The following is a 26,805-nucleotide window of genomic DNA, read 5'->3' as shown; positions in this document are numbered from 1 at the left end:
GACTGCACAAAACGAGGCTCAGCGCTCATAAAACGGGCGGGAAGCGGCTCGGTCTGACATCAAAAAACGCAACTGCCGGCATCGCGACCGGCGATTACGCGGGATTTACCGGTAATTCGAGGTGCCCTATGAAGTAGGCCGTCAGCAGCAGGAATACCATCAAACCGACATGGAAATACCACGGCAAATACTTCGGTGCCGATGCCACTGCGGTTCACTTGCCTCGTCAACCGAATTCATAGCGAGCGCGCATGATCCGACAGCACCAGCACCGGCCCGCTCGCCACCAGCACCATCTCGCGCACCATCAGGTTCAGGCGCATCTGCACCGCGTCGCGCAGCGGCCCCTGGATCGGTTTGAAGCCGAACATCTTCAGCACCCCCTTCACGATCTCTTCCTGGCTGGCGCCGAAGTGGCGTTCCACGACCTGGATGATGGCTACCTCGATTTCTTTCGGCGGCAGCATGTCCGCGCGCCGCAGTCCCTCCGAATCGACAAAGGTGCGGTCGCGCGGCGTCACCGGGCTGCCCGGCTTCCACACAAAGCCGTTCAGGCGCGCCACCAGCCCCTGCGCCACGGCCGCGTCGACCGCGCGCTCGGTGGCCGCCGCCATGCGCGGGCCGACCCGCTGCAAGCCCCAGGTATTGCGCAGCCGGACCACGATTTCGTCCAGGTGCACCGGCCCTTCGATGTAGACGATCTGCTCGACCAGGTCGACCAGCACGTCGATCGGCGCGTCGTGCAGTTCGTAGTCGCCGCCCGGCTTGACCAGGACCGCTTCCACGTAGCGGTTACGCCGCTGCGGCGCTTCCTCGGCCGGCGTGATCGCCACTTCGGTCAGAATCTCGCGTTCGATGCGCACCCCTTGCGGCGCTGGCGGTTTGTGCAGCTTCTTGCTTTCTTCTGCGCGCAGGTCGAGCGTCTTGCGCGCTTCGTTGATGGCGGCGATGGTGCGCTGCAGTTGTTCCTGCGGGCGCTGGAACCAGTCGGTGCTCCAGATGCGGTGAATGATCCAGCCGTGGTCCTCCAGCACCGCCTGGCGCAAGCGGTCGCGGTCGCGCGCGGAACTCGACGAGTGATACGCCGCGCCGTCGCATTCGATCCCCAGCAGGTAGCGCCCCGGCCGGTCCGGGTCGGGAATGGCCAGGTCGATGAAGAAGCCGGCGATGCCCACCTGCGGATGCACCTCGAAGCCGCGTTCCTGGAGCGCGTTCGCCACTTCGACTTCGAACAGGCTGTCGTAATCGCGCCCGCTCCGGACGGCCATGCCCAACTGACCGGTGCGCGCATAGCGCAGGAACAGTTTGAAGGCCTGCACACCCTTGCCCTTGCCGCGTTCGAGGTCGATGTCGTCGTCGGTAATCGACGCAAAGACCTCGCAGCGGCGCTTGGCGCGGCTGATCAGGACATTCAGGCGCCGTTCGCCGCCGTCCGCGCTCAGCGGCCCGAAACGCATGTTCACCGTGCCGTCGGCATTGCGCCCGTAACCGACCGAAATGAGGATCACATCGCGCTCGTCGCCCTGCACGTTTTCGAGGTTCTTGATAAAGAACGGCTCGCTCGGATGCGACTGGAAGAAGCTTTCGGCGCGCTGGTCGGCGCGCCGCAGCACTTCCAGCTGGTCTTCGATGGCCTTGCGCTGCGCCACCGAGAAGGTGGCCACGCCCAGCGAATGCTGCGCCGATTGCAGCGCATGGCGCATGATGGCCTCGGCCACCGCTTTCGCTTCCTGCACGTTGGTGCCGGTGTTGCCGGTGTCGAAAACGCCGTCCGCCACATGCGTGAACGACAGGCCCATGCCCGCTTCCTGCGTGTAGGGACTCGGTACGATGAACAGTTTGTGCTCGTAGAACTGGCTGTTCGATACCGCGATCAGCGACTGGTGGCGGCTGCGGTAGTGCCAGCGCAGCATGCGCTGCGGCAGGCCGCGCGCGGTGAACAAGCCCAGAATGCTTTCGATGTCGGACACCTGCGCCTCGCCGCCGTCGGTCTCCTCCTCGCCGGCATTGTCGTCGGTCAGCTTGGCGAAGAAGCGCGTCGGCGGCAGCTGGCGTTCGTCGCCCACCACCACCACCTGGCGGCAGCGCGCAATGGCGCCGAGCGCGTCGACCGGCTGGATCTGGCTCGCTTCGTCCATCACCAGCAGGTCGAAGGTGAGCTGGCCGGGCGGCAGGAACTGCGCCACCGACAAGGGGCTCATCATCAACACCGGCTTGATCGCCTGGATCGCCGGCGCCGCCTTGAACATCAGCTGGCGGATCGGCATGTGGCCGCGCCGGCGCGCCAGTTCGCCGCGCAGCACGCCGAGCGGGCCGATCGCGCTGCCGCCTTGCGGAATGCGCTGGAAGTGCGCGCGCGCCACCTGGATGCCGGCGGCGGCGATGCGCTGGCGGTCCAGCTCCACGAACTGCTGCACTTCGCTGTCGTGCACCTGGCCGTCGAAACTGGCCAGGGCCGGCTCGGCGCGCACCTGCGATGCGTACAGCGCTTCGAAGTAGCTCATGTTGAACGAGGCCGGCGCCGCGCCGCTGACGAGGCGCCCGCTTTCCATCTCGTCGACGAAGCGCGCCATGCCCATCAAGCGCGCCATGCCGCTGCGCTCGCGCCAGGTGACCCAGCGCGACAACTGCTCGGCATAGGTGATCCAGTCGGAAAAGCGCACCAGCAGGTCGGCAATCGGCACCTGCGCCGCGCTGTCGGTGCCGAACAGCGACCGGGCGTCGGCGCACAGGGTTTCGAACAAGCCTTCGAGTTCGTTGTTCCAGGCGATGTAGCTCTGTTCCAGCGCCAGCGCGCGCTGCAAAGGCAGGCTGCGGTCGTCGTGGCGCGCCACCATCGCCGGCAACGCCGGATTGGCGTTGATCCACTGCGCCGCGCCGATCAGGAAACTCCAGTCCGAGGCCGCGCCTTGCCAGTGCGAGCCGAACGCCTGCTCGCCCAGCACGCGCGCGTCGTCGATGCTGGCCGCGATGCGCTGCGCCGTGATCAGGGCGTCCAGCACCGGCAGCAGGTCGGACAAATGCGCCGGCCTGAACGCCAGCGCGCTGCGCACCGTGCCAAGGGCGGCGTCGAGGGCGGCGACAAAGGTACCCACTTCCGCCAGGTTGGCATGTTCGACCGTCAGGATGTCGGGGAACATGTGGCGGATCGCCGCGCCGCAGTCGTTCCAGCAGTCGCGCAGCAGGGTCAAGGTGTTGTCGAGCGAGCGCTGGACGTGGTCCACCCGCACGCCCAGGGCAGGGCGGTCGGTCACGCCGGCGGCGATCAGGCGCGGTTCCGGGCCCATGCCGCGCAGGGTGCGCATCCACGCCACCAGGGCGCGCAGCGGCACCGGCGACGAGCGCTCGGCGCGCCAGTCGCCGCCAAAGGCGGTGCGTCCCAGCTGGTCGTTCTCGCGCAGGAAGCGCATGGTCTTCTGGCCGGCCGACAGGCGGTCCAGGATGTCGATCTGGCTGACCAGCTCCATGTCCGGATTGCGCAGCACCGATTTGATCAGGCCATTGGCGCGCCGCCAGTCGTCGCGCAGGAAGCGCAGCATGCTGCCGCCGTGGATGGCCAGTGTCTGGCGCACGCCGGTCAGGTCAAGGTCCCAAGCGTCGTCGAGCACCTTGTCGGCCAGCCAGGTGCGGGCTTCGTGCAGGGTGGCCACCGCCTCGGCCAGGTCGGCTGCCTGCTCGATGCCGTGATCCCAGACGCTGGCCGACAATACCTCGGCGCTGACGTCCGGCGCGCAGGCGATGCGCTGGCCCAGGATCAGCGCCTTGCCGATCTCGGAGAGGGTATCGGTGCGCGCCGTGGCGCCCAGGTGTTCGCGCAGGCGTTCGGTGTCTTGCAGCAGCGTCGGCAGCTGCACCGCCAGGCGCGCCAGGCGCCCGAAGGCGGCGTCGCTCATCCCGGCCGGCAGGGGGCGCAGCGCGTGCCGCACCGGTTTCAGGTCGAGGTGCCAGGCGTCGGGCGTGGCTTTGCCTTCCAAAAAGGTGACCAGCTGCGCGTACTGCGCGCCCTGTTCGACCAGGTTGGTCATGTCTTCGCGCTGGGTGGTCCACACCGGCGACGACAAGGCCTGGCGCGACAGGCGCGGCGCGCTGGCCACGCGGTGCGCCATGTCGGCGATGCGGGCGAAATCGTCACAGCTGTCGGGCGGCCCCATGTCGAGCGCCGCGGCCAGGGTCGTCTGGCTGGCCGCCAGTTCCGACAGGCCGCTGCTGGCGCGCGCGATGCGCTGGGTCAGGCGCTCCATTTCGGTCGGCGAGATATTCGTCATGCGCACCCCGCGCCACGGGTGCTGCGAGGGCAGGCCCATCTCGGCCAGGCGCTGCGCCAGTTCGCTCACCAGCTGGTAGCGCTGCGCGCGTTCGTCGGGCGTCCAGGTCTCGGGCTGGTCGAACGGATTGTTCAGCGGCGCCACGCGCTGGCGCTGCAGTTCGGTGATGTGGCCGATCACCTGGTAGGGCGTCAGGCGCGCCACCGGGTGCTCGGCGTGCATGCGGTCCGCATGGCCGTTGAGGGTGTCACGCGCCAGTTGCAGGCGCGCGTTGAGGGTGGCCGGCAGGTCGCCGCGCGGCGCCCCCAGGTCGGCGGTGCGGCGCAGTTCTTCCAGCAGCACGCGCTTGTTGGCCTTGTTGCTGTGCAGTTCGAGGCAGGCGTCGCCCACGCCGGCATGATCGAGACGGCGCTTGACCACCTCCAGCGCGGCCATCTTTTCGGCCACGAACAGCACGCTCTTGCCGTCGGCGACCGCCGAGGCGATGATGTTGGCGATGGTTTGCGACTTGCCGGTGCCGGGCGGCCCCTGGATCACCAGGTTGCGCCCGCTGCGCACGTCGTGCACGGCCAGCGCCTGCGAGCTGTCGCAGTCGACGATGTGCAGCAGTTCGGATGGCGGAATGACGGCGTCGATCGGGGTGCCGTCGGGGATCGTCAAGGTATCGCTGGCAAAGCCGTCCGACAGCAGGCCGCGCATCAGCGGCTGGCCGAGCAGGCCTTGCTGCACCGGCCACACCGACGGATCGAGGTCGCGGTACATCAGGAATTTGGCGAACGAGAAAAAGCCCATCACCACATCGTTGGCAAGCACCTGCCAGTTTTCTTTCGAGGCGATCGCCTGCGCGACCTCGTTGATGTAGACGGTCGGGTTGAAGTCGTCGCCGGCCTCGAAGGCGGGCAGGGTGATGCCGTGCACGCGGTGCAAAAACGCTTCGAGCGAGAGATTGGCCGACAGTTCTTCCTGGCGCCAGCGCAGCTTGAATTGTTCGGCCGCGTTGCCGCGCTGGAGGCTGACCGGAATCAGGATCAACGGCGCGTAGCGGATGTTCCTGGCGTTGGCCGGGTCGATCCATTTCAGGGTGCCGAGCGTCAGGTACAGGATATTGACGCCCTGTTCTTCTTCCAGGGTGCGGGCGTCGTTGCACAGGTCGAGCAGGCGCTTTTGCAGGCCCTTGGAGGTCAGCTTGGTCTGCAGCTTGGTGTCGTTATGGCGCAGCATGACGCCGTTTTCGTCGACCGCCTCGTCGGGCTGGGCCAGTTCCTCGGGCACGCCGGCGTCTTCGGCCAGCTGCGCCGCGGTGGCCACGAAGGCCGCGCTGTGCCCGGGCAGGAAGGTGAGCGCGCGGTTTTCCGTGACCAGCATGCGGAAAATATCGCTCGAACGCTCATCGATCACGTCGATGATGCGGGTCGACTTGGCCGAACGCGGAATGTTCAGCAGCCGGTTGCGCGCCGACAGGTCGAGCAGCTCCATGCGCGCGCGTTCGAGCTTGTCGTGCGCGCTCAGGTTGCGGTCAAGGAACTCCGAGATCTTTTCCTGCGCCGCGTCGGGCGCGGTCCCGCTTGCGGGTTCCGCGGCGCCATCGGCCGCGCCATCGACCTGGCCATCGGCCGCGCCATCGGCCAGGGGATCGATCTTCTTGCTTTCAGCTTCACTCATGAATTAATACTCGCGCCGATCCGGTTTGATTTCCTGCAAAATAGTGGTGGCGATTTCCTCGATGGACTTGGTGGTCGACGACAGCCAGCGGATGCCTTCGCGCTTCATCATCAGCTCGGCCTCGTTGACTTCGTAGCGGCAATTCTCGATGGAGGCGTACTTGCTGCCGGCGCGCCGCTCATGGCGGATTTCCGACAGGCGTTCCGGCGTGATCGACAGGCCGAAAATCTTGTCGCGGAACGGCGGCAGCGACGAGGGCAGGCGGCCGCGTTCGAAATCATCGGGAATGAGCGGATAGTTGGCCGCCTTGATGCCGTACTGCATCGCCAGATACAGGCTGGTCGGGGTCTTGCCCGAGCGCGACACGCCCACCAAAATCACATCGGCCGCCGACAGGTTCTTGTGCGACTGGCCGTCATCGTGCGCCAGCGAGAAGTTAATCGCCTCGATGCGGTTCTTGTACTCCTGGCTGTCGACAATATTGTGCGAGCGCCCGATGGTGTGGGTCGACTTGACGCCCAGTTCCTGTTCCAGTGGGGCAACGAAAGTCTGGATCAAGTCCATGTGCATGCCGCGCGACTGCCGGATCACGTTCGACAGGTCGGGCTTGACCAGGGTCGAGAACACGATCGGCCGCTGGCCGTCGGTGGTCAGCGCCTCGTTGATCTTGCGCGCCGCGTCGTAGGCCTTGTCGAGCGTGTCGATGAAGGGCAGGCGTACCTGACGGAAACGCATTTCGAACTGGGTGAGGACGGCGTGGCCGAATGTCTCTGCGGTAATACCTGTGCCATCGGAAACGAAAAACACGGTCCGGGCGGAGGTGGGCAGGGGTGGGCGTGGTTCTGTGGTCATATTTGTCGTGTCGGCTTCCTGTGCTGCCAATGTTTCAAGTTGTGCGCTGTAAATTCGCGGCGCAGGCTGTAAAATGCTCTGCAACGCATCAATTGTGCGGCACGGCCCCAAGAATAACAAGAAAACATAGTCAGTCCCGCTCTGCGAACAGATTTCTACTATCAGTAAGGGTGTTTGTTATGACCAACTTGTCTACCGCAGCATTGAAGGAACCGGATCGCACCGGCGTGTACGTGGCATCGTTCGAAAAATTGCGCATGACGGATGTGGAATCCGTCGGCGGCAAGAACGCCTCGCTCGGCGAAATGATCAGCCAGCTGGCCGGCGCCGGCGTGCGCGTGCCGGGCGGCTTTGCCACCACGGCCGACGCCTTCCGCGACTTCCTGGCGCACGGCATCGACGGCGGCCCGTCCTTGGGCGACCGTATCGCGACCCGCCTCGAAGGCTTGAACATCGACGACGTGCGCTCGCTCGCCGCCGCCGGCGCCGAGATCCGCAAATGGATCGTCGAGACGCCTTTCCAGGCCCGCCTGGAAGAAGAAATCCGCACCTTTTATGCGCGCCTGGTGGCCGATTCCGAAGTCGAAATGTCGTTCGCCGTGCGTTCCTCGGCCACCGCCGAGGACTTGCCGGATGCGTCCTTCGCGGGCCAGCAGGAGAGTTTCCTGAACGTGGTCGGCATCGACAACGTGCTGGAGGCGATGAAGCATGTGTTCGCGTCGCTGTACAACGACCGCGCCATTTCCTACCGTGTGCACAAGGGCTTTACCCACGCCGAAGTGGCCCTGTCGGCCGGCGTGCAGCGCATGGTGCGCTCCGACCTGGGCGCCGCCGGCGTGATGTTTACGATCGATACCGAATCGGGTTTTAAGGACGTGGTGTTCGTCACTTCCAGCTATGGCCTGGGCGAGACGGTGGTGCAGGGCGCGGTCAATCCCGACGAATTCTATGTGCATAAACCGATGCTGGAACAGGGCAAGTCGCCTGTCATCCGCCGCAATATCGGCTCCAAGCTGGTGAAGATGGAATTTACCAGCGAAGCCAAAGCCGGCCGCTCGGTCAAGACCGTCGACGTGCCGATCGAAATGCGCAACCGCTATTCGCTCAATGACGCCGAAGTGGTGGAGCTGGCCAAGTACGCCGTCATCATCGAAAACCACTACGGCCGTCCGATGGACATCGAGTGGGGCAAGGATGGCCGCGACGGCAAACTGTACATCCTGCAGGCGCGTCCCGAGACCGTCAAGTCGCAGCAAAAAGCCACCGACGCGCAGCAGCGCTTCAAGCTCAAAGGCAGCGGCACGGTGCTGGCGCAGGGCCGCGCCATCGGCCAGAAGATCGGCGCGGGCCGCGTGCGCGTGATTCACGATCCGTCCGAAATGGAACGGGTGCAGCCGGGCGACGTGCTGGTGGCCGACATGACCGACCCTAACTGGGAACCGGTGATGAAGCGCGCCTCGGCCATCGTGACCAACCGTGGCGGGCGTACCTGCCACGCGGCGATCATCGCGCGCGAACTCGGCGTGCCGGCCGTTGTCGGCTGCGGCGACGCCACCGAAACGCTGAAAGACGGCATGCTGGTGACCGTGTCCTGCGCCGAAGGCGACGAGGGCATGATCTACGACGGCTTGCTGGAAACGGAAGTGTCGGAAGTGGCGCGCGGCGAACTGCCGCCGATCGCCACCAAGATCATGATGAACGTCGGGAACCCGCAGCTGGCCTTCGACTTCCAGTCCATTCCGAACGGCGGCGTGGGCCTGGCGCGCCTCGAGTTCATCATCAATAACAATATTGGCGTGCACCCGAAAGCGATTCTCGAGTATCCGAACATCGATGCCGATTTGAAGAAAGCGGTGGAATCGGTGGCGCGCGGCCATGCCTCGCCGAAGGCCTTCTATGTCGACAAGCTGGCCGAAGGGATTGCGACGATTGCCGCCGCGTTCTGGCCGAAGCCGGTGATCGTGCGCCTGTCCGACTTCAAGTCGAACGAGTACAAGAAGCTGATCGGCGGTTCGCGCTACGAGCCGGATGAAGAAAATCCGATGCTGGGCTTCCGTGGCGCGGCGCGTTACCTGTCGCCCGACTTTGCCGAGTCGTTCGAGATGGAATGCGCCGCCATGAAGCGCGTGCGCAACGACATGGGCCTGACCAACGTCGAGATCATGGTGCCGTTCGTGCGCACCCTGGGCCAGGCTGAAAAAGTGGTCAACCTGCTGGCCAAGAATGGTCTCAAGCGCGGCGAAAACGGCCTGCGCCTGATCATGATGTGCGAAGTGCCGTCGAATGCGATCCTGGCCAACCAGTTCCTTGAGCACTTCGATGGCTTCTCGATCGGCTCCAACGACCTGACCCAGCTGACCCTGGGCCTGGACCGCGATTCGGGCATGGCGCTGCTGGCGGCAGATTTCGACGAGCGCGATCCGGCCGTCAAGGCGCTGCTGTCGATGGCGATCAAGGCTTGCCGCGACCAGGGCAAGTACATCGGCATCTGCGGACAGGGGCCGTCGGACCATCCCGACTTTGCGGCATGGCTGATGGGCGAGGGCATCGAGTCGATGTCCTTGAATCCCGATTCGGTGATCGATACCTGGCAGAAGCTGGCCGCGCTGTAATCGCTGGCGCCTCGTATCGTGTAACGCCGTTCAACGGCGTTACACGTCAAACCGTCGTTCTCGCCATTGGCGGAAACGACGGTTTTTCGTTGTGGGGTCCGCGTTTTGTCTGTTCGCCGCCAAGCGGGCGGCGGCAAATATGGTTGACACTTCCCCAAAACGCGCTAGACTAAGCGCATCGAAGTCAATCCAACAAGACCATCATAAAAACCGACTTTTCAACAAATTCCCACCCTCGTCGTCCCTTCCGGGCCACGGGGGTTTTTGCTTTTCATAATCTGGGTCCGCCTCTGGAGGAGTGTCATGGCTGATTGGACGTGGTGGCTGGCGGCAGCTGGCGCATTGGTAATCGTCGAACTTTTTACGGGCACCTTCTACCTCCTGATGATCGCTATCGGCGTCGCATGCGGCGCCGTCGCGGCGCTGACAGGCGTCGGCATGCCGGTCCAGATCCTGACCGCCGCCGTGGTCGGGGCGATTGCCACCGGCCTGCTGCATCGGAGCCGTTTCGGCGCGCCCGGGCGCCAGGACACCGCGCGCGATCCGAACGTGAACATGGACATCGGCCAGAGCGTCCACGTGGCCACCTGGACCGACGGCAAGGCGCGCGTCATGTACCGTGGCGCGCCATGGGATGTGGAACTCGGCCCCGGCGCGCTGGCCGAAGCGGGCAGTTTCAGGATCGTGGAAGTGCAGGGCAGCCGCCTGATCGTCGCCAACAGCTAACGACAACAACTGAAAGGGGTAGGCTATGGAAGGTTTCGGAATATTGTCACTCATCGTTCTGGCCGCGGTGGTGGTCTTCGGTTTCATGGCGGTCAATGTGGTGCCGCAGCAGCACGCCTGGGTGGTCGAACGCCTCGGCAAATACCACAAGACCCTGGTGCCGGGCCTCTCGATCGTGGCGCCGTTCATCGACCGCATCGCCTACAAGCACATTCTCAAGGAGATTCCGCTCGACGTGCCGCCGCAGGTCTGCATCACGCGCGATAACACCCAGCTGCAGGTGGACGGCATCCTGTACTTCCAGATCACCGATCCGATGCGCGCCTCGTACGGCTCGTCGAACTACCTGGCGGCCATCACCCAGCTGGCCCAGACCACCCTGCGTTCGGTGATCGGCAAGATGGAGCTCGATAAAACCTTCGAAGAGCGCGATCACATCAACATCACCATCGTCAACGCGATCGACGAATCGGCCGCCAACTGGGGCGTGAAGGTGCTGCGCTACGAAATCAAGGACCTGACGCCGCCGCAGGAAATCCTGCATGCGATGCAGGCCCAGATCACCGCCGAACGCGAGAAACGCGCCCTGATCGCAGCCTCGGAAGGACGCAAGCAGGAGCAGATCAACATCGCCACCGGCGAGCGCGAAGCGGCGATTGCGCGCTCCGAAGGCGAGAAGCAGGCCTCGATCAACCGCGCCGAAGGCCAGGCCAAGGCCATCGTGGCGCTGGCCGAGGCGAACGCCGAGGCGCTGCGCCAGATTGCCGCCGCCATCCGCGAGCCGGGCGGGCAGGATGCGGTCAACCTCAAGGTGGCCGAGCAGTACGTGCACGCGTTCTCGGAACTGGCCAAGACCAACAACTCGATCATTGTGCCGGCCAACCTGGGCGAGATGAGCGGCTTGATCGCCAGCGCCATGCAGATCGTCAAAACCCAAAAATAGGGAGCGGCCATGCGCGTGATCGTCATTACCGGCAGTTCGGACGGCATCGGCGCCGACATGGCGCGCCAGCTGGCCGCGCGTGGCGGCGGCGCGCTGGCGCTGGTCCTGGCCGCCCGCAACGGCGCCATGCTCGACGAGGTGGCGGGGCAGTGCCGGTCGCTCGGCGCACACACGCTGGCCGTGCCGACCGATGTGTCTGTGCAGGCCGAGTGCATCGCGCTCATCGCCGCCGCCGTGGCGCGTTTCGGCCGCATCGATGCCCTGATCAACAACGCCGGGCGCTCGGCCCACGCCCTGTTCGAAGACGTGCAGGACCTGGGCTGGTACGAAGACCTGATGCGCGTGAACCTGTGGGGCAGCGTATGGTGCACGCATGCGGCGCTGGCGCATCTGAAGGCGTCGCGCGGGAGCATCGTGGCGGTGTCGTCGCTGGCGGGACTGGTCGGCGTGCCGGGGCGTACCGCGTACGCTGCGACCAAGTTCGCCATGGCGGGATTTTTCGAAGCCCTGCGCGCCGAATTGAAGGGCGCGGGCGTGAGCGTGACCACCGCGTATCCGGGCGTGGTGGCCACGCAGATCCGCCATCACGGCTACAACGCGGCCGGACAGCAGCTCGGCAAAAGCCTGCTCAAGGAGGAGGGCGCGATGGAGGTGGAAGAATGCGCGCGCCTGATTATCGCGGGCATGGAGGGGCGCCGCCGCGAGGTGGTCATGACCGCCAGGGGCAAGGCGGGGCGCTTTCTCAAGCTGGTCGCGCCGGGGCTGGTGGAGAAAATGGCGCTGGCCGCCGTCAAGGAACCGTAGGTAACTTGTGACGCAATGACGGTGCCCGCCAGCGGCATTGCCAGTTTTCTTGATCCGCCATGTGGATGACCGACGCCGACGCGCCGGTCACGCCGCTCAAGGCCGACGGCCAGGGCGAAACCTCAACTGCAGCCACCGCCGCCGCGCAGCCCCGCGCCGCGTTGCCTGTTTTCGCATTCGATGATGCGATTTCGTTCGCGTATCTTGACGTTCTCCGCTTCAATGCGGGCATTTTCGTTGGCGATCAGGTTGTTCTGATCGCTGACCTCGGTCGGCAGCCCCCGGTATACGGGCGTGCCAGGCTTGCGGACCGGGTCCCAGTTGGCGCCGGGACGGCCGTCCGCGAACTTTTGCTCTTTTTCTTGCTGTTTTTGCTGCTTGACCAGCGCGTTGCGCTCGGCCAGGGTCGGCAGCCTTGCCGTGGCGGCGCCGCGCGGCGGCGGGCACGGCGCGTCCTGAAGGACGATATGGCCGTTCGCGCCTTTGCATTTGTTCAAGCCCGCGTGGGCGCCAGTACTCAGGGCGGCGAGCAGGAGCGCGAGATAAAGCAGACGTGTTTGCATACTGATGGGAGTGGTGTGGTGAAATGACAGGGCAGAGCCCTGGACGCGCGTAATGACACGTCAATTTTCGCAGCAATATTTACATTTGGCAAGTAAGGTTGCCAGAATACTTAGCCAACGCACCACATCGAACAGCGTCAAGCAGCATTGGGCAGCGTCAGCGAAGGGTGTTCGCAACGCTTGCCCGGAACCGTACAAGCAGCCGTCGACAGATTTCGGGGATTAGCCGCAGGCCTCCTGGACGCGCCGCCGCGCTTCCGGCAGCAGCGATTGGCGCCTCGCATCCGTGACGTGGGTGCGCTGTCCTTTGCTGTCGACCGTGTGGACGCCCACACCATCTTGCAGCGTCCCCAGTTGCTGGCGGGCGTGACTGCACTGGCTCGACCGGCTTTTGGCCCGCGCCAGGGCGGCATCGGGCCGGACCGTCTCCTGGCCGGCCTTTTGCGGCGCCGCACTTTTTGATGGCGCGCCAGCCGCAGCCTTGCCTGGGACTGCAGGGGCGGCGGGGGCGGCCGCCACCTGCGCAGGCTGGTACGGCGGCAGCGACGCGGCCGGCTTGCGCCCCGGGTCCCAATTGGCGCCAGGGCGCTCGTCGGGGTAGCGCTGTTGTTCCTCCAGCTTTTGCTGCCTGGACAAGGCATTGCGCTCGGCCAGGGTCGGCATTTTTTTCGCGTAGGCGCTGGCCGGCGGCGGGCACGGCGCGTTCTGGTAAACGGGGTGCCCGTTCGGACCTTTGCATTTGTTCAGGCCCGCGTGGGCGCCGGTGCACAGGCTTGCGAGGATAAGCGCGAGGTAAAGCGAACGTGGTTGCATGCTGGTCGGGAAAGATGAAATGGAAGGGCTCAGGACGTGCGTGAGGTCGCAATATTCTCGCAGCAATGGTTTTTTTACGCAAGCAATCTTGTCGAATAGTCAGTCTGGTCCAGGCGTTAAGCATCGCTAAAGACCTGCCGCGTATAACTTGTTCACCACTTACAGAGGAGACTGAAATGAAAAATTTGCTGCGCGAGAACAAGGGCTGGATCATGTTTCTGTTGTTATTCGGACTGTTCCGGACCGCCGTCGCGGACTGGAATCCGATTCCGTCGGGCTCGATGCGCCCGAACCTGCTCGAAGGCGACGTCGTCTTCGTCAACCGCCTCGCGTATAACGTCAAGATTCCCCTCACCGACGTGGTGCTGGCGCGCCTGGGCGAGCCGCAGCGCGGCGATGTGGTGACGTTTTCCTCGCCAGCGGACGGGACGCGCCTGATCAAGCGCCTGGTTGCGCTGCCGGGCGACATTGTCGAAATGCGCGACGAGCAGCTGATCATCAACGGCCAGCCGGCCAGCTACGCCGCCGCCGGCACGGCGCTCGAGCCGCTCGGCGACGGCACCCGGGTCGCCGCCCAGAATGTCGACGAAACCTTCGCCGGCCACCGGCGCCGTATCCAGGTCATCCCGGAACTGATGGCGCCGCGCAGCTTCGGACCGGTGACGGTGCCCAAGGACCAGTTCATGATGCTTGGCGACAATCGCGACCGTAGCGCCGATTCGCGCATGGTGGGCATGGTGCCGCGCCATCTGCTGATCGGACGCGCCGAGCGCATCCTGGCCTCGGCCGCGATCGAGGGCAACTGGATGCCGCGCCTTGAGCGCTTCGGGATGAAGATGCCGTAAGCCCCGCTCTGAGGGGCTCTCCGGTAACGTTTCCCAAATGCCGGTAAAATTGCGGCCTCGGTGGGCCGCATGGTGCGCTGCCGTTTTCACATAAGGCGTTACCGCATGCAGCGTTTGTTAACAGTGATCCTGGCTTGCCTGGGGATGGTCGGCGCTCTCGCCATCGATACCTACCTGCCGTCCATCCCGGCGATCGGGCGCGAATTTGCCGTCGGCCCGCTGGCGGTGCAGCAAACGCTGAGCGTGTTCCTGTTCACCTTCGCCTTCATGATGCTGTTCTACGGCACCCTGTCGGACTCGTTCGGGCGCCGCCCGGTGATCCTGATCGCGCTGGCGGTGTACACGCTGGCCTCGCTCGGCGCCGTGTTCGCGCCCAGCTTCGGCGTGCTGCTGGCCTGCCGCGCATTGCAGGGCCTGGCGGCGGGCGCCGGCTCGGTGATCGGGCAGGCCATCGTGCAGGACCGCTTTTCGCACGACCAGGCGCATGCGCAGCGCATCATGTCGCACATCATGATGGTGTTCGGGCTGGCCCCGGCCATCGCCCCGGTGCTGGGCGGCTATCTGCACGTGCACTTCGGCTGGCGCTCGACCTTCGTGTTCCTGGCCGTGTTCGGCGCCTTGATGATGCTGCTGGTGTATCGCGGTTTGCCGGAAAGCTTGCCCAAGGCGCAGCGACATGCCTTCCACGGCATTGCGATCGCCAAAAACTATCTGAAGGTGCTGCGCCATCCGCAGTTCCTGCTGCTCTCGCTGGCTGTGGGGCTGGCCTTCAGCGGCCTGTCGCTGTACATCGGGTCGGCGGCCAATTTCGTCATGGATATTCTGCACCTGCCGGAAACCGCGTTCGCGTGGCTGTTCATTCCCATGATCGGCGGCATGGTGGTCGGTTCGGCGTGGGGCGGCAAGGCGGCCGCGCGCATAGCGCCGGCCAACATGATGTGGCTCGGGTTCGGCATCATGGCGCTTGGTAGCGTGATCAGTATCGGCTACAACCTGATGTTCGTGGCCGCGATCCCGTGGGCGGTGTTGCCGCTGGCGGTGTACACCTTCGGCCTGGCGGTGGCCATGCCGGCAATCCAGGTGGGGGCCTTGTCGCTGTTTCCGGACAACCGGGGACTGGCGTCGTCGATGATGTCGTTCATCCAGATGATGGCGTTCGCGCTGGTGTCGGGCATGCTGGCGCCGCTGCTGTTCGACAGCGCGCTGAAACTGGCGTGCGGCGTGGGCGGCTCGCTGGCGCTGAGCTTCCTGTGCTGGCGTTTGAGTTTGCTGGTGGCGCGGCCCGCGGTGCAGGTGGCGTAAGCGCCGCCGCCTGTGCGGCTGCGGGCGTCTCGACGCAACAAGCCGAGGGTGGCTGGCTTCGGGGTTGAAAGGACTGGGCGCCGCCACAGTAATATGACTTGCAATGTTTCACTTTGTATTGCATAGTGGAAATTCATCGGGGCGATCGTCATGTGCCGCTCGATCAAAAGCTTGAGAAGGCAGCTCCGCCCACCTGGAATAACTGGGCGGCTGTCTGGGCGGCGTTCGCTGCATCGGCCAAGTTTCAGCCACATTGATTTCTGCGGTGCATCTTAGTCAAAGACAAAGGAAAATATGTCCATCAAATCAATTGGAGCGATCACAGCCTGTATGGCTTATCTCGGTCTGCGTATCGATCAGCATGTTCACGACCCTGTCGATTGCTATTTTTCGAAAAAAGGCGGCAGTTCCGGGCTGATGGAAGTGGCATTTCACAACGACGTTCATGGCCATCAAGGTCCTTATCTCGTCTTCGATGAGACAATCCGCGGATTCGGGATTCGTTTTCAAGAGTTCAAACCGGCGTATCAATCCTTCGAGTTCCTGGAGGGAAGCGATAGAGGTGTCCTGACCTGTACGGGAGACGACTACGAGTTCACCATGAAATTCACAGCCAATTCTGCGTGAAGGAAATCACCATGCTCCGGCCACCTGGCCGCTTGTGCGTCCAACGGCTGAGCAACCGCGACAACAACAGCGATCACTGCCGAGCTGACGCCGCACCGATGTGCAGGCCACCCCTTTCCATGATCACAAGAGCAGGGAGCGGCGTCAGGCATTCAATATGCCGACTCGGGCACGGAGCATGGCTGCACCCGTAGCGCGCCCCAGCTGCCGCCATGGCTGCTCAGTCAGGTCGGATCGGCTCATCGCCATAAGACCTGAACGGCAAGTCGTTCACGCGGTCAAACCGGCTCTTACCGGCTGTGCGTCTTCATCGCCGCGGCAACCTCGCGCTTGCCGTCGCGTTCCTTCTCGGTGGCGCGCTTGTCGTGCTGCTTCTTGCCCTTGGCAAGGCCAATTTCGCACTTGACCCGGCCACCCTTGAAGTGCAGGTTGATCGGCACGAGGGTGTAGCCGGAGCGCTCGACCTTGCCGATCAGCTTGTCGACTTCGGCGCGGTGCAGCAGCAGCTTGCGCGTGCGTACCGCTTCGGGGTGGGTGAATGACGACGCGGTCGACAGCGCGCTGATGTGCGCGCCGAACAGGAACAGCTCGTCCCCGCGTACGACCACGTACGCCTCCTTGATCTGGACGCGCGAATCGCGAATCGCCTTGACTTCCCATCCTTCGAGCACGATACCGGCTTCGTACCGGTCCTCGATGAAGTAGTCGTGGAATGCTTTTTTATTGTCAACAATACTCATGAAATGGCTAAAATGCGCGGTTCGGTTAAACTACTGATGCAACATACCCAACATCATAGCAAACGGTTGATTAATGGCAGTAGTACACAAAACAGTATTTTTGGCATACAGCGCCGAACAGATGTTCGACCTGGTGGCCAAAGTGGAAGATTATCCCAAATTCCTGCCCTGGTGCGGCGGCGTGAAGCTCATCGAGCGGACCGACGACTCACTGACGGCCAGCCTGGCGATTCACTTCCACGGTGTGAAGCAAAGCTTCACGACCCGCAATATCAACACGCGGCCGACCCAGATGAAAATGAAACTGGTCGACGGCCCGTTCAAGTGCATGGACGGCACCTGGACCTTCAAGGCGCTGCGAGCCGATGCCTGCAAGGTCGAATTCGACCTGCACTACGAATTTTCAAGCATGATACTCGAACAATTGATCGGACCGGTGTTCGGCGTCATCGCCAACAGCATGGTCGACTCGTTCTGCAAGCGCGCCGAGACGGTGTATGGCTGATTCCTTGGCTGATGTCATGGCCGATGCCACGGCCGGCCCGGCGGGCGCCAGGATCACCGTCCAGGTCTGCTACGCCACGGCCTTGCGCGCGTGCCTGCGCGAGCTGACGGTGGAGCAGGGCTGCACGATCGAACAGGCGATCCGCCAGAGCGGCGTGCTGGAGGACATTCCCGGAATCGACCTGGCGCTGCAGCCGGTCGGCTTGTACGGCAAGAAAAAACCGCTCGACACGGTGCTGCGGGCGCGCGACCGCATCGAAATCTACCGGCCGCTGGTGGCCGACCCGAAGGAATCGCGCCGCAAGCGGGCGGAAAAGAAGGCGCAGCCGCTCTGATTGCGCAGAGCGGCCGCGTCCCGGCGGCTTATTTGCAGTTTTCGGCGATGGCTTTGTTGGCGCGCGCCAGTTCGGACGCGCGCTTGGCGTCGTCCATGAACGATTCTTCGCCCTTCTTGTCGGTGGTGGTCACGCGCGTGCCCTGCTCGAGCGTGCGCTTGTAGCTGCGCGCGCCTTCGCAGGCCGCCTTGTTCCTGGCCTTGTCGGCGCTAGCGGTGCTGGCCTTCTTGTCCGCTTCTTCCTTGGCCTTGGCGCGTTTGCGGTAGTCCGCTTCGCGGTCGGCCAGGCTCGGCGGTACCTTCTCATCGGCTGCCGCCGGCGGCGCGGCCGGCGCGGGAATGGCGGGCGCCTCGCTGGCCCTGGACGCGCTGCCGCCCGGCTGCTTGATGATGTTCTTGGCCGGGATGCCCGGCGGCGGTGGGCGGTCCGAGAATTGCTTGGTGCCATTGGCGTCGACCCACACGTATTGCGCGTAGGACACAGAGGCGAACAGCATCAGCGCGCCTCCGGCCAGCAGCTGCAATGTTCGTTTTACGTTAAGGTTGGCCATGTGAATCTTTCCGTTAGTAATCAATCCCCGATTTCACCGTGAATTGCCCGCCTTGTCAACGAACTTGGCGGGTTTCGGGGCATTTTGAGGGCATGATGAGACGGCGCACGGGAACTTCTGTATAATTCACTTTTGCGCCAATAGGAAAATGCTATGCGTCTACTTCAGAAAGCACTCACGTTCGATGATGTGCTGCTTGTCCCGGCTTACTCGAATGTCCTGCCAGCCGACACCTCCCTCAAGACCCGCCTGACCCGTAATATCGCCTTGAACATTCCCTTGCTGTCCGCAGCGATGGATACGGTCACCGAGGCGCGCCTTGCCATTGCCATGGCGCAGGAAGGCGGGATCGGCATCATTCACAAGAATCTGTCGCCCAAGGACCAGGCCCGCGAAGTAGCGCGCGTAAAACGTTTCGAGGCGGGCGTGCTGCGCGATCCGATCACGATCCCACCGAGCATGAAGATCCGCGACGTGATCGCCCTGACCGAGCAGTACGGCATCAGCGGCTTCCCGGTGGTTGAAGGCAAGACCGTGGTCGGCATCATCACCAACCGCGACTTGCGCTTTGAAGAAGAGCTCGACGCCGAAGCGCGCGACAAGATGACCCCGCGCGACAAGCTGGTCTACGTCAAGGAAGACGCCGACACCGCCGAAGCGAAGCGCCTGATGAACAAGCACCGCCTCGAACGCGTGCTGGTCGTCAACGACGAATTCGAACTGCGCGGCCTGATCACCGTAAAAGATATCCAGAAGTCGCACGAGCACCCGTTCGCCTCCAAGGATGCGCAGGGCAAGCTGCTGGTCGGCGCCGCCGTCGGCGTCAGCGCCCGCGACGAAGAGCGCATCGAACTGCTGGTCGCGGCCGGCGTCGACGTGCTCGTGGTCGACACCGCCCACGGCCATTCGCAGGGCATCCTCGACCGCGTCAAGTGGATCAAGGTGCGCTTCCCGCATGTGGACGTCATCGGCGGCAACATCGCCACGGCGGCCGCCGCGCTGGCGCTGGTCGAGCATGGCGCGGACGCGGTCAAGGTCGGCATCGGCCCGGGCTCGATCTGCACCACCCGCATCGTCGCCGGCGTCGGCGTGCCGCAGATCACCGCCATTTCCAACGTGGCCGAAGCGCTGGCCGGCACCGGCGTGCCGTGCATCGCCGACGGCGGCATCCGCTTCTCGGGCGATATTTCCAAGGCACTGGCCGCGGGCGCATCGAGCGTGATGATGGGCTCCATGTTCGCCGGCACCGAAGAAGCGCCGGGCGAAGTGATCCTGTACCAGGGCCGCAGCTACAAGTCGTATCGCGGCATGGGTTCGCTGGGCGCGATGGCGGACGGCTCGGCCGACCGTTACTTCCAGGATGCGGCGGCCAAGGCCGACAAGTTCGTCCCGGAAGGCATCGAAGGCCGCGTCGCCTACAAGGGCAGCGTGCTGGCGATCATTTACCAGCTGGTCGGCGGCGTACGCCAGTCGATGGGCTACTGCGGTTGCGCCTCCATCGACGAACTGCGCGAAAAAGCCGAGTTTGTCGAGATCACCTCGGCCGGCATGCGTGAATCGCACGTGCACGACGTGCAGATCACCAAGGAAGCGCCGAACTACCGTTCCGGCGAGTAAAGGCATGCACAACGCGGCGACCGGATCGCCGCGTTGTTTTTAGCGTGGGCACCCGTTTCCCGCGAACGCCTCCCAACGGCACCAATTTAGTCATTTCTCCTGGCCCTTCATGCACTCTAAAATCCTCATCCTCGATTTCGGTTCCCAAGTCACCCAGCTGATCGCCCGCCGCGTGCGCGACGCCGGCGTGTTCTCCGAAGTATTCCCGTATGACGTCAGCGACGACTTCGTGCGCAACTACGGCGCCGCCGGCGTGATCCTGTCCGGCAGCCACAGTTCCACCCTGGAAGGCGACGCCCCGCGCGCGCCGCAGGCCGTGTTCGAACTGGGCGTACCCGTGCTCGGCATCTGCTACGGCATGCAAACCATGGCGGCCCAGCTGGGCGGCAAGGTCGAAAACGGCCTGGTGCGCGAATTCGGCTACGCCGAAGTGCGCGCGCGCAGCCATACGGCGCTGCTGAACGGCATCAACGACTTCGTCACCGACGAAGGCCACGGCATGCTCAAGGTCTGGATGAGCCACGGCGACAAAGTCCTCGACATGCCGCCCGGCTTCAAGCTGATGGGCGACACCCCGAGCTGCCCGGTGGCCGCCATGGCCGACGAGGAACGCCGCTTCTACGGCGTGCAGTTCCATCCGGAAGTGACGCACACGGCGCAGGGCAAGGCCATGCTGGGCCGCTTCGTGCACGAAATCTGCGGCTGCAAGTCGGAATGGAACATGCCCGACTACATCAGCGAAGCGGTCGCCAGGATCCGCGAACAGGTCGGCACCGACGAGGTCATCCTCGGCCTGTCGGGCGGAGTCGATTCGAGCGTGGCGGCGGCGCTGATCCACCGCGCCATCGGCGACCAGCTCACCTGCGTGTTCGTCGACCACGGCCTCTTGCGCCTGGACGAAGGCAAGATGGTGATGGACATGTTCGCCAAGAACCTGGGCGTCAAAGTGCTGCGCATCGATGCCGAAGAGCAGTTCCTCGGCCACCTGGCCGGCGTGTCCGACCCGGAAGCGAAGCGCAAGATCATCGGACGCGAGTTCGTCGAAGTGTTCCAGGTCGAAGCGGGCAAGCTGCAGAACGCCAAGTGGCTGGCCCAGGGCACGATTTACCCGGACGTCATCGAAAGCGCCGGCAAGGGCAAGAAAGGGCAGACCATCAAGAGCCACCACAACGTGGGCGGCCTGCCGGAAACCCTGAACCTGAAACTGCTCGAACCGCTGCGCGAACTGTTCAAGGATGAAGTGCGCAAACTCGGCGTGGCGCTCGGCTTGCCGCACGATATGGTGTACCGCCATCCGTTCCCGGGTCCGGGCCTGGGCGTGCGTATCCTGGGTGAAGTGAAGAAAGAGTTCGCCGACCTGCTGCGCCGGGCCGACGCGATCTTCATCGAAGAACTGCGCAACACCCCGTGCGAGCTGCCGGCGCTGGAAAGCATCGACGCCGGCGCCGCGCCGAAGAACTGGTACGAAGCGACCAGCCAGGCCTTCGCCGTGTTCCTGCCGGTGAAATCGGTGGGCGTGATGGGCGATGGTCGCACCTACGAATACGTGGTGGCGCTGCGCGCGGTGCAAACGCTCGACTTCATGACGGCGCAATGGGCGCACTTGCCGCACAGCTTGCTGGGAAAAGTTTCCAACAGGATCATCAACGAAGTGCGCGGGATCAATCGCGTGGTGTACGATATTTCCGGGAAGCCACCAGCGACCATCGAGTGGGAATGATGTTGGAAGTGGCATGAGCTGGCAGGCTCATGCATTTATAGCGACTAAGCCCCTGATTCCAGGGGCTTTTTTTTCGTTCGCGCGGCAGGGCTTGGCATTGGTGGGCAAGGCCAAGCAATCCGGACCTGCAAGTATCGGCCGAATTACCCCAGCAAGCCATTCGGCAGCCTCGATGAAGCAAGGCACTGGACGCTGGCATTCGTGCAGTGGTACAACCACCAGCACAAACACAGCGGCTTGAAATTCATAACGCCAGCGCAGCGGCATGACGGCCGGGACGCGGCGATCCTGCAGCACCGCAAGCAAGTCTACGAGGCTGCGAAGGAACGGCGTCCGCAGCGCTGGACTGGAGAAACACGGGATTGGAATCTGAAGGATGAGGTGTGGCTGAATCCAGAACGAAAGCAGCCCGACGAATTAAGAAAAGAAGCATGAGAAAACGCGACATCTTTGTTGACAACGACCGTGGGCGTGGGCGCGCATATGTGAACAATATTTCAGTATGGCGCATCATGTTGGAAATATCAAAATATCCAAGCAAGCTCTCATAAATAGTTTCTATTCTTAAAGAAAACCAAAAACGCGGAGATTTTTCGTTTCAAAGTATCCTCAGCAGCATTGAAAGCGGCCGTGCCAACGTCGTTGCTGGACACCTGCCAGCGACTTGGCCGCTTATCGACTGCTTCGATCAGAAGTAATACCCCGCCTGCAGATTGATACGTCGCGAAAAGCCGTCATGCAGCGGTGACGTTGCCGCAAGTCCGCCAAAGTCGGGCGACATATAAGGTTGGTGCTTCGCGAGCATGACATCCGCATAGAACATCCATTTGCCGGATGAAAAACTCAGCCCGGTCACATTTTGCAGCGAGTCCTTGAAACCGCCGGTCTTCTTTTTCAGCACGCTATAGTCGTTATAGATTTTGAAGCCGGTGAACGGGCCCGCGCTGCCGGCGATGTCGTAACTCACGTTCGCCACGTACACGACCCCCTTCGCTGCCACCGGATACGGGTAGCCAAAGGCGCCCAGGATCACGAAGCTGTTCGGGTCCAGCCCCCCGAAAGTCTGTCCGGGCAGGTGGCGCGTGTCATTGTTGTAGTACAGCGCCTCGGCCATCATCGCCCACGGCCCGCGACTGCCTTTGGCATGGATCGCTGCCGCGCGGCGCCGGCTCCGCTCGCCGTTGTTGCTGTGGATCGCGCCGCTGAGAAGGGACAAACCAAGTTCCGTGTTCGCCTCGCCGGGCGCGTGCCAGGCGGCGCGCGCGACCAGGGTGTCGCGCTCGCGGTCACCTTGTCCCGTCCCGTAGCCTAGCTTGTCATCGTCCGGCACCAGGTTGAAGGAATACCGGTTCGAGGCGCGCGCCGTGTTGCCGCCGCCCCCATAGGAACCGCCATCGCGCGCAAAGTAGGCCAGCCGCCATGCCACCGGGCCGCTGCGCCACGCGTAATTGATCCCAAGGGCATAGGTATCCTCCAAGCCGAGATAGTAGGCGATCGATTCGAAGAAGTTGTTGGAAGCGAAGGGGAGCAGGCCAAACGGCACCTTGTCGAGACCGACATGCAGTTCGCTCTTGTCGGCAAAGCGCACCCCAGCCCAGCCGTGATGCAGGAAATTGTTGGTGTACCCGCCTTGCCCGGCAGGGAAATGGTTGTAGCGATACTGCGCCGACCCGATCAGGTGTCCATCGTCATACTTCACGTCCAGGCGCAGCGTATCAAGGCCGACGAACCCGTGCCGGTACTCGGGCTGCCAGCTCTTGTAGACGTAGTTGACGCGTACCGCCCCCCCGATGTTCCAAGGCGAGGCCGGCGCGTCGGCCGCGCCGGCCAAGCCGCAAGCGGCGAGCAACAGGGCGCCGCACAGAGAGCTGCGCAGCTGGCGCAGGGGCGGGAGCATCGGATGCGGTGTTGCATGGCTCATGGGGATGCCTCTCGGTGGATAGGAAGGTGAACGGTAAATTGACTGCCCGTGCCCAGTTCGCTGTGGACGTCAATGCGGCCGCCGTGGCGTTTAACGATGCCGTACGAGACCGACAAGCCCAAGCCGGTGCCGATGCCGATCGGCTTGGTCGTAAAGAAGGGCTCGAAAATACGCTGGATGGTATCGGCGTCCATGCCGGCACCGGTGTCGCCGATTTCGATCCAGACCCATTGCCCGGCACGGCCGGTGCGGATCGTGATCACGCCCTTGACCGCGATCGCATGGGCGGCGTTGACGAGCAAGTTCATGAAAACCTGGTTGAGCTGGGAGGCGACGCACTCGACGGGGGGCAAGTCGCCATACTCCTTGACGACGTCGGCCTTGTTCCTGATTTCGCTGCTGACGATGTGCAGCGTGCTGTCGAGGCCCCGGTGCAGGTCGGCGCTGGCGGTGTTGGCATTGTCGGCGTGCGCGAAGTCCTTGAGCGCCTGGACGATGTCTTTCACACGCTGCAGGCCGTCGCGCGACTCGTCCATCAGGGCCGCGAAGTCGTGGCGGATGAAGTCGACCTCGGCCGCTTCCTTCAGTTCGGCCATGCGCGCCGCCACCGCACTGGTGGCGGCGGCCGCCTGTTGGAAGTCGTCGATCACCCCGAACAAGGTCTTGACATAGGTTTGCAGGTTCCCCAGGTTGCAGTTGACGAAGCCGATCGGGTTGTTGATCTCATGGGCCACGCCCGCGGCGAGCTGCCCGATCGACGCCATCTTTTCGGCCTGGAGGAGGCGATCGTTCGCTTCTTGCAGCAGCGTGTTCTGGGCCGAGAGTTGCCGGTGCATCTCGCGCAGGGCCAGGTGCGTATGGATGCGCGCCAGCACTTCCGTGATCCGGATCGGCTTGGTCACGTAATCGACACCCCCGGCCTCGAAGGCAGCCACCACGTTGTCGCTGTCGGTCATGGCGGTCATGAAGATAACGGGAATATGCACCGTCTCGCTGTGCTGCTTGAGCCTGCGGCAAGTCTCCAGGCCATCGATGCCGGGCATCATCACGTCAAGCAAGACCAGGTCCGGCTTGACCAGTTGGCAGCGCGCGAGGGCTTCTTCGCCATCGCGGGCGACCAGCACCCGAAATTGCTTCTCCTCGAGGAAATCGACGAGCACGCCGATATTGGCGGGAACGTCGTCCACGATGAGGATGGTCTGCCGTTCGGGCTTCATGGGGTGGGATCCACGTAGCGCAGCGCCAGTTCGACCAGCGCTTTCGACTGGTACTCCTTGGCCAGCTGGCGCAGCATCCGCGCGAATGCCACATGCCGTGGATCGGCATTTTCGATCTCGTCGGCCAATTCGCGGATGGCACGCATGTCGCCCTCGCGTGCGAGAAGGGACAGCTGCTCGAGCTGGGCGCGGGGGGGCGGCGTCAGCTCGGTTGCGTTGGCGGCGCTATCCGTCGCCGCCGCTTGCTCTTCATAACAGAGCGCCACCCCGAGCAAGCGCCCCAAGGTCTCGAGCAAGCCATTCTGGTGCACCGGCTTGGTCATGAAGGCATCGGCCCCGGCGACCAGGCAGTTGTCCTGGTCTTCCTCGGTCACACTGGCCGAAATGGCAATGATCGGCAACGCCGCCGCACCCGGCAGCCGGCGAATCTGCCGGGTCGCCTCGAGCCCGTCCATCACGGGCATGACGATGTCCATCAGGACGGCGTGGGGCGCTCGCTCGCGCACGCTGTCGAGCGCTACCTGGCCATTGCAAGCGAGTTCGATGTCAAATCCCATGCTGGTGAGCAAGTCCCTCAGCATCTCCCGGTTGGCCGCGATGTCGTCGACGATCAGAATGGACTTGCGCTGGCCCAGGTAGCCGATCACGTCGCGCTCGGCGGTCGGCGGCGCTATGGTCGCGGCCGCCGGCTCCGCTGCCAGGGTGAACCAAAAACGGCTGCCCATGCCCGCATCGCTGGCGACCTCGATCTCGCTGCCCATCATGCGCGCCAACTGGCGGCTGATCGCCAGCCCGAGGCCGGTGCCGCCGAGCCGGCGCTGCGCATCGCCGACCTGTTCGAATGGTTGGAATATGCTTTCGAGCTGGTCGGCGGACATGCCTACGCCGCTGTCGCTCACTTCAAAGCACAGGGCCACGCATCCATTGGCGCCGGCCAGGCCATCGCTCGTCACGCGCAGGCCGACCTGGCCCCGATCGGTAAACTTGACCGCGTTGCCCAGCAGGTTAAGCAGGATCTGGAGCACACGCTTTTCGTCGAGCAGGACCAGCGGCAGGTGCTCGGGAGCGGACACCTCGAAGACCAGGCCCTTCTGCTCGGCGCGCACCTGGATAATGCGCTTCACACCGGCGATGAAGGCGGCGAGATCGACCGTGGCGGGCATCAGTTCGAATTTGCCGGACTCGATCTTGGCGAGGTCGAGCAGATCGGTAATGAGCATGAGCAAGTGCTCGCCGCTTTGCGCGATGGTGTCCAATCCAGCGGCTTGGCGTTCGTCGAGCGCCTTGTTCCGTTTCAAGATCTGGGCGTAGCCGAGGATCGCATTGAGCGGCGTGCGCAATTCGTGCGTCATGCTCGCCAGGAACGTGCTCTTCGCGCGGTTGGCGAACTCGGCCTGTTCCTTGGCAATTTGCAGCTGCGCCGTGCGATCGCGTACCAGTTCCTCGAGGTGTTCGCGGTGGCGCTGGAGTTCGAGCTCGGCGTGCGTGTGGTATTCGATCTCGGCCTGAAGGGCGATGTTCTTTGCCTCGACTTCGATAAAATAGGCGTGCAGCGCCTGGCGCGTATGCTCCACGCTGCGCCCCAGGGCGCCGAGTTCATCATCCCTTCGCCACACGAAGGGACGCGAGAAATCACCTGCGGCCAGCCGCGCCGACTCGTGCATCAGGCGCTTGATCGGGGCCAGCAGGCGGCGCTGGAGCAGGGCGACGATCATGACCATCGACAGCAAGAGGGCGCCGCCTACCGTCAATGCAAAGTGGCGCCGCTCGTCCGCGATTTCGGCGTCGATCAGGCCGCCAGCCATTTCCAGATCAACGTTGCCGATCACGACGCCGTCGCGCGCCACCGGCCGTATCACGTGGGCACTGCGTCCGCGCCGACGCGCCGGATCCTCTTTTGCCAAGAAATCGCCAGTCCTTGAATCGCGCACCCGGATCGAGACGATGCGCTCATCGAGAAAGAGCGAAGCGAGCAAGGGGCGGCCGGAATCGGCATTGACGTTCCACAGGGGTTCCTGCATGCCCAGCGCCAGAATATCAGTCACGTGGCGGTGCTCGAATTCCCAGCGATGCATCATTGCTTCCTCGCGGTTGCGATTGCTGTAAAGATTGATCGAGGCGGGGATTAACAGGCCGACCGCCACTGCCAGTACGATTGCAAAACGCAGCTTCAAGGCAGGCTTTCGA

20 protein-coding genes and 1 pseudogene are annotated in these 26,805 nt (G+C 63.7%); 12 read left to right on the top strand and 9 right to left on the bottom strand.

Annotated features, from left to right (window positions below; genetic code table 11):
• Nucleotides 1-236 precede the first annotated feature (236 nt).
• Nucleotides 237-5,927: a DUF3320 domain-containing protein gene (locus F2P45_RS19590; RefSeq protein WP_166878828.1), complete on the bottom strand. Its 5,691-nt coding sequence runs from the start codon at nt 5,925-5,927 to the stop codon at nt 237-239.
• A gap of 3 nt (nt 5,928-5,930) precedes the next feature.
• Complete coding sequence (gene ppsR / locus F2P45_RS19585) at nt 5,931-6,779, bottom strand: posphoenolpyruvate synthetase regulatory kinase/phosphorylase PpsR (RefSeq protein ID WP_166878825.1); 849 nt, start codon at nt 6,777-6,779, stop codon at nt 5,931-5,933.
• Between the two features lie 257 nt (nt 6,780-7,036).
• Between ppsR and ppsA the strand changes: the two genes are divergently transcribed.
• From ppsA to F2P45_RS19565, 4 genes are all read left to right on the top strand, one after another.
• Nucleotides 7,037-9,391: a phosphoenolpyruvate synthase gene (gene ppsA / locus F2P45_RS19580; RefSeq protein WP_229505179.1), complete on the top strand. Its 2,355-nt coding sequence runs from the start codon at nt 7,037-7,039 to the stop codon at nt 9,389-9,391.
• Nucleotides 9,392-9,694: 303 nt separating this feature from the next.
• A complete protein-coding gene (locus F2P45_RS19575; RefSeq protein WP_166878820.1) occupies nt 9,695-10,117 on the top strand; it encodes an NfeD family protein in 423 nt (140 codons plus the stop codon).
• Nucleotides 10,118-10,202: 85 nt separating this feature from the next.
• Nucleotides 10,203-11,060, top strand: coding sequence for an SPFH domain-containing protein (locus tag F2P45_RS19570; RefSeq protein ID WP_370663283.1), 858 nt, complete (start codon nt 10,203-10,205; stop codon nt 11,058-11,060).
• A gap of 9 nt (nt 11,061-11,069) precedes the next feature.
• Nucleotides 11,070-11,864 (top strand): SDR family oxidoreductase, encoded by a 795-nt coding sequence (locus F2P45_RS19565; RefSeq protein ID WP_166878815.1) that lies wholly within the window; start codon nt 11,070-11,072, stop codon nt 11,862-11,864.
• Nucleotides 11,865-11,986: 122 nt separating this feature from the next.
• Here F2P45_RS19565 and F2P45_RS19560 read toward each other — a convergent pair whose 3' ends face one another.
• Entirely contained in the window at nt 11,987-12,427 is a 441-nt protein-coding gene (locus F2P45_RS19560; protein ID WP_166878812.1) for a DUF4124 domain-containing protein, read from the bottom strand.
• Nucleotides 12,428-12,649: 222 nt separating this feature from the next.
• Nucleotides 12,650-13,240 (bottom strand): DUF4124 domain-containing protein, encoded by a 591-nt coding sequence (locus F2P45_RS19555; RefSeq protein WP_166878809.1) that lies wholly within the window; start codon nt 13,238-13,240, stop codon nt 12,650-12,652.
• A 176-nt stretch (nt 13,241-13,416) separates the two neighbouring features.
• Here F2P45_RS19555 and lepB point away from each other — a divergent pair, with 176 nt between their 5' ends.
• The 3 genes from lepB to F2P45_RS19540 all read left to right on the top strand — a co-directional run bounded on the left by lepB (nt 13,417) and on the right by F2P45_RS19540 (nt 16,014).
• Nucleotides 13,417-14,085: a signal peptidase I gene (lepB, locus tag F2P45_RS19550; RefSeq protein WP_166878805.1), complete on the top strand. Its 669-nt coding sequence runs from the start codon at nt 13,417-13,419 to the stop codon at nt 14,083-14,085.
• A 105-nt stretch (nt 14,086-14,190) separates the two neighbouring features.
• Nucleotides 14,191-15,387 (top strand): multidrug effflux MFS transporter, encoded by a 1,197-nt coding sequence (locus F2P45_RS19545; RefSeq protein ID WP_166878802.1) that lies wholly within the window; start codon nt 14,191-14,193, stop codon nt 15,385-15,387.
• A gap of 294 nt (nt 15,388-15,681) precedes the next feature.
• Entirely contained in the window at nt 15,682-16,014 is a 333-nt protein-coding gene (locus F2P45_RS19540) for a hypothetical protein (RefSeq protein ID WP_166878799.1), read from the top strand.
• Between the two features lie 290 nt (nt 16,015-16,304).
• On the opposite strand, the gene smpB is transcribed toward F2P45_RS19540, so the two are convergent.
• Entirely contained in the window at nt 16,305-16,754 is a 450-nt protein-coding gene (gene smpB, locus F2P45_RS19535; RefSeq protein ID WP_054262876.1) for an SsrA-binding protein SmpB, read from the bottom strand.
• Between the two features lie 73 nt (nt 16,755-16,827).
• Between smpB and F2P45_RS19530 the strand changes: the two genes are divergently transcribed.
• A complete protein-coding gene (locus tag F2P45_RS19530; RefSeq protein ID WP_166878796.1) occupies nt 16,828-17,259 on the top strand; it encodes a type II toxin-antitoxin system RatA family toxin in 432 nt (143 codons plus the stop codon).
• Complete coding sequence (locus tag F2P45_RS19525; protein WP_229505177.1) at nt 17,252-17,593, top strand: RnfH family protein; 342 nt, start codon at nt 17,252-17,254, stop codon at nt 17,591-17,593. Before F2P45_RS19530 ends, F2P45_RS19525 begins: the two co-directional genes overlap by 8 nt.
• 28 nt (nt 17,594-17,621) lie before the next feature.
• On the opposite strand, the gene F2P45_RS19520 is transcribed toward F2P45_RS19525, so the two are convergent.
• Complete coding sequence (locus F2P45_RS19520) at nt 17,622-18,143, bottom strand: DUF4124 domain-containing protein (protein ID WP_166878794.1); 522 nt, start codon at nt 18,141-18,143, stop codon at nt 17,622-17,624.
• Between the two features lie 153 nt (nt 18,144-18,296).
• Here F2P45_RS19520 and guaB point away from each other — a divergent pair, with 153 nt between their 5' ends.
• The 3 genes and pseudogenes from guaB to F2P45_RS19505 form a co-directional block, all read left to right on the top strand.
• The gene (gene guaB, locus F2P45_RS19515) at nt 18,297-19,760 is read left to right on the top strand and encodes an IMP dehydrogenase (protein ID WP_166878791.1); all 1,464 of its coding nucleotides are present in this window, start codon (nt 18,297-18,299) and stop codon (nt 19,758-19,760) included.
• A gap of 109 nt (nt 19,761-19,869) precedes the next feature.
• Nucleotides 19,870-21,480 carry a glutamine-hydrolyzing GMP synthase gene (gene guaA / locus F2P45_RS19510; RefSeq protein ID WP_166878788.1) on the top strand — a complete coding sequence of 537 codons (1,611 nt, stop codon included), beginning with the start codon at nt 19,870-19,872 and terminating at the stop codon, nt 21,478-21,480.
• A 120-nt stretch (nt 21,481-21,600) separates the two neighbouring features.
• Nucleotides 21,601-21,915: pseudogene (locus tag F2P45_RS19505) on the top strand (integrase core domain-containing protein); the annotation flags it as partial.
• 253 nt (nt 21,916-22,168) lie between these two features.
• Here the strand turns inward: F2P45_RS19505 and F2P45_RS19500 are convergent.
• The 3 genes from F2P45_RS19500 to F2P45_RS19490 are packed head-to-tail and all read right to left on the bottom strand — an operon-like array spanning nt 22,169 to nt 26,792.
• A complete protein-coding gene (locus F2P45_RS19500) occupies nt 22,169-23,401 on the bottom strand; it encodes a hypothetical protein (RefSeq protein WP_229505175.1) in 1,233 nt (410 codons plus the stop codon).
• A complete protein-coding gene (locus F2P45_RS19495) occupies nt 23,398-24,618 on the bottom strand; it encodes a response regulator (protein ID WP_166878785.1) in 1,221 nt (406 codons plus the stop codon). Before F2P45_RS19495 ends, F2P45_RS19500 begins: the two co-directional genes overlap by 4 nt.
• Nucleotides 24,615-26,792: a response regulator gene (locus tag F2P45_RS19490; protein ID WP_166878784.1), complete on the bottom strand. Its 2,178-nt coding sequence runs from the start codon at nt 26,790-26,792 to the stop codon at nt 24,615-24,617. Before F2P45_RS19490 ends, F2P45_RS19495 begins: the two co-directional genes overlap by 4 nt.
• Between the last annotated feature and the right edge of the window lie 13 nt (nt 26,793-26,805).

Origin of the sequence: Massilia mucilaginosa, from assembly GCF_011682145.1 — a bacterium.
GTDB classification, from domain to species: domain Bacteria; phylum Pseudomonadota; class Gammaproteobacteria; order Burkholderiales; family Burkholderiaceae_D; genus Telluria_A; species Telluria_A mucilaginosa.
Note: the sequence above shows the minus strand (reverse complement) of the source record. Positions and strands in the feature narration are given on the sequence as shown.

Bases quoted from the DNA above. Each gene is read 5' to 3' on its own strand.
- F2P45_RS19540 (WP_166878799.1), top strand. From the start codon at position 15,682: ATGTCCATCAAATCAATTGGAGCGATCACAGCCTGTATGGCTTATCTC.
- F2P45_RS19525 (WP_229505177.1), top strand. From the start codon at position 17,252: ATGGCTGATTCCTTGGCTGATGTCATGGCCGATGCCACGGCCGGCCCG.
- F2P45_RS19495 (WP_166878785.1), bottom strand. From the start codon at position 24,618: ATGAAGCCCGAACGGCAGACCATCCTCATCGTGGACGACGTTCCCGCC.
- F2P45_RS19565 (WP_166878815.1), top strand. From the start codon at position 11,070: ATGCGCGTGATCGTCATTACCGGCAGTTCGGACGGCATCGGCGCCGAC.
- F2P45_RS19575 (WP_166878820.1), top strand. From the start codon at position 9,695: ATGGCTGATTGGACGTGGTGGCTGGCGGCAGCTGGCGCATTGGTAATC.
- F2P45_RS19570 (WP_370663283.1), top strand. From the start codon at position 10,203: ATGGCGGTCAATGTGGTGCCGCAGCAGCACGCCTGGGTGGTCGAACGC.
- F2P45_RS19530 (WP_166878796.1), top strand. From the start codon at position 16,828: ATGGCAGTAGTACACAAAACAGTATTTTTGGCATACAGCGCCGAACAG.
- F2P45_RS19545 (WP_166878802.1), top strand. From the start codon at position 14,191: ATGCAGCGTTTGTTAACAGTGATCCTGGCTTGCCTGGGGATGGTCGGC.
- ppsA (WP_229505179.1), top strand. From the start codon at position 7,037: ATGACGGATGTGGAATCCGTCGGCGGCAAGAACGCCTCGCTCGGCGAA.
- ppsR (WP_166878825.1), bottom strand. From the start codon at position 6,779: ATGACCACAGAACCACGCCCACCCCTGCCCACCTCCGCCCGGACCGTG.
- F2P45_RS19555 (WP_166878809.1), bottom strand. From the start codon at position 13,240: ATGCAACCACGTTCGCTTTACCTCGCGCTTATCCTCGCAAGCCTGTGC.
- F2P45_RS19520 (WP_166878794.1), bottom strand. From the start codon at position 18,143: ATGGCCAACCTTAACGTAAAACGAACATTGCAGCTGCTGGCCGGAGGC.
- smpB (WP_054262876.1), bottom strand. From the start codon at position 16,754: ATGAGTATTGTTGACAATAAAAAAGCATTCCACGACTACTTCATCGAG.
- F2P45_RS19560 (WP_166878812.1), bottom strand. From the start codon at position 12,427: ATGCAAACACGTCTGCTTTATCTCGCGCTCCTGCTCGCCGCCCTGAGT.
- guaA (WP_166878788.1), top strand. From the start codon at position 19,870: ATGCACTCTAAAATCCTCATCCTCGATTTCGGTTCCCAAGTCACCCAG.
- F2P45_RS19590 (WP_166878828.1), bottom strand. From the start codon at position 5,927: ATGAGTGAAGCTGAAAGCAAGAAGATCGATCCCCTGGCCGATGGCGCG.
- lepB (WP_166878805.1), top strand. From the start codon at position 13,417: ATGAAAAATTTGCTGCGCGAGAACAAGGGCTGGATCATGTTTCTGTTG.
- guaB (WP_166878791.1), top strand. From the start codon at position 18,297: ATGCGTCTACTTCAGAAAGCACTCACGTTCGATGATGTGCTGCTTGTC.
- F2P45_RS19500 (WP_229505175.1), bottom strand. From the start codon at position 23,401: ATGAGCCATGCAACACCGCATCCGATGCTCCCGCCCCTGCGCCAGCTG.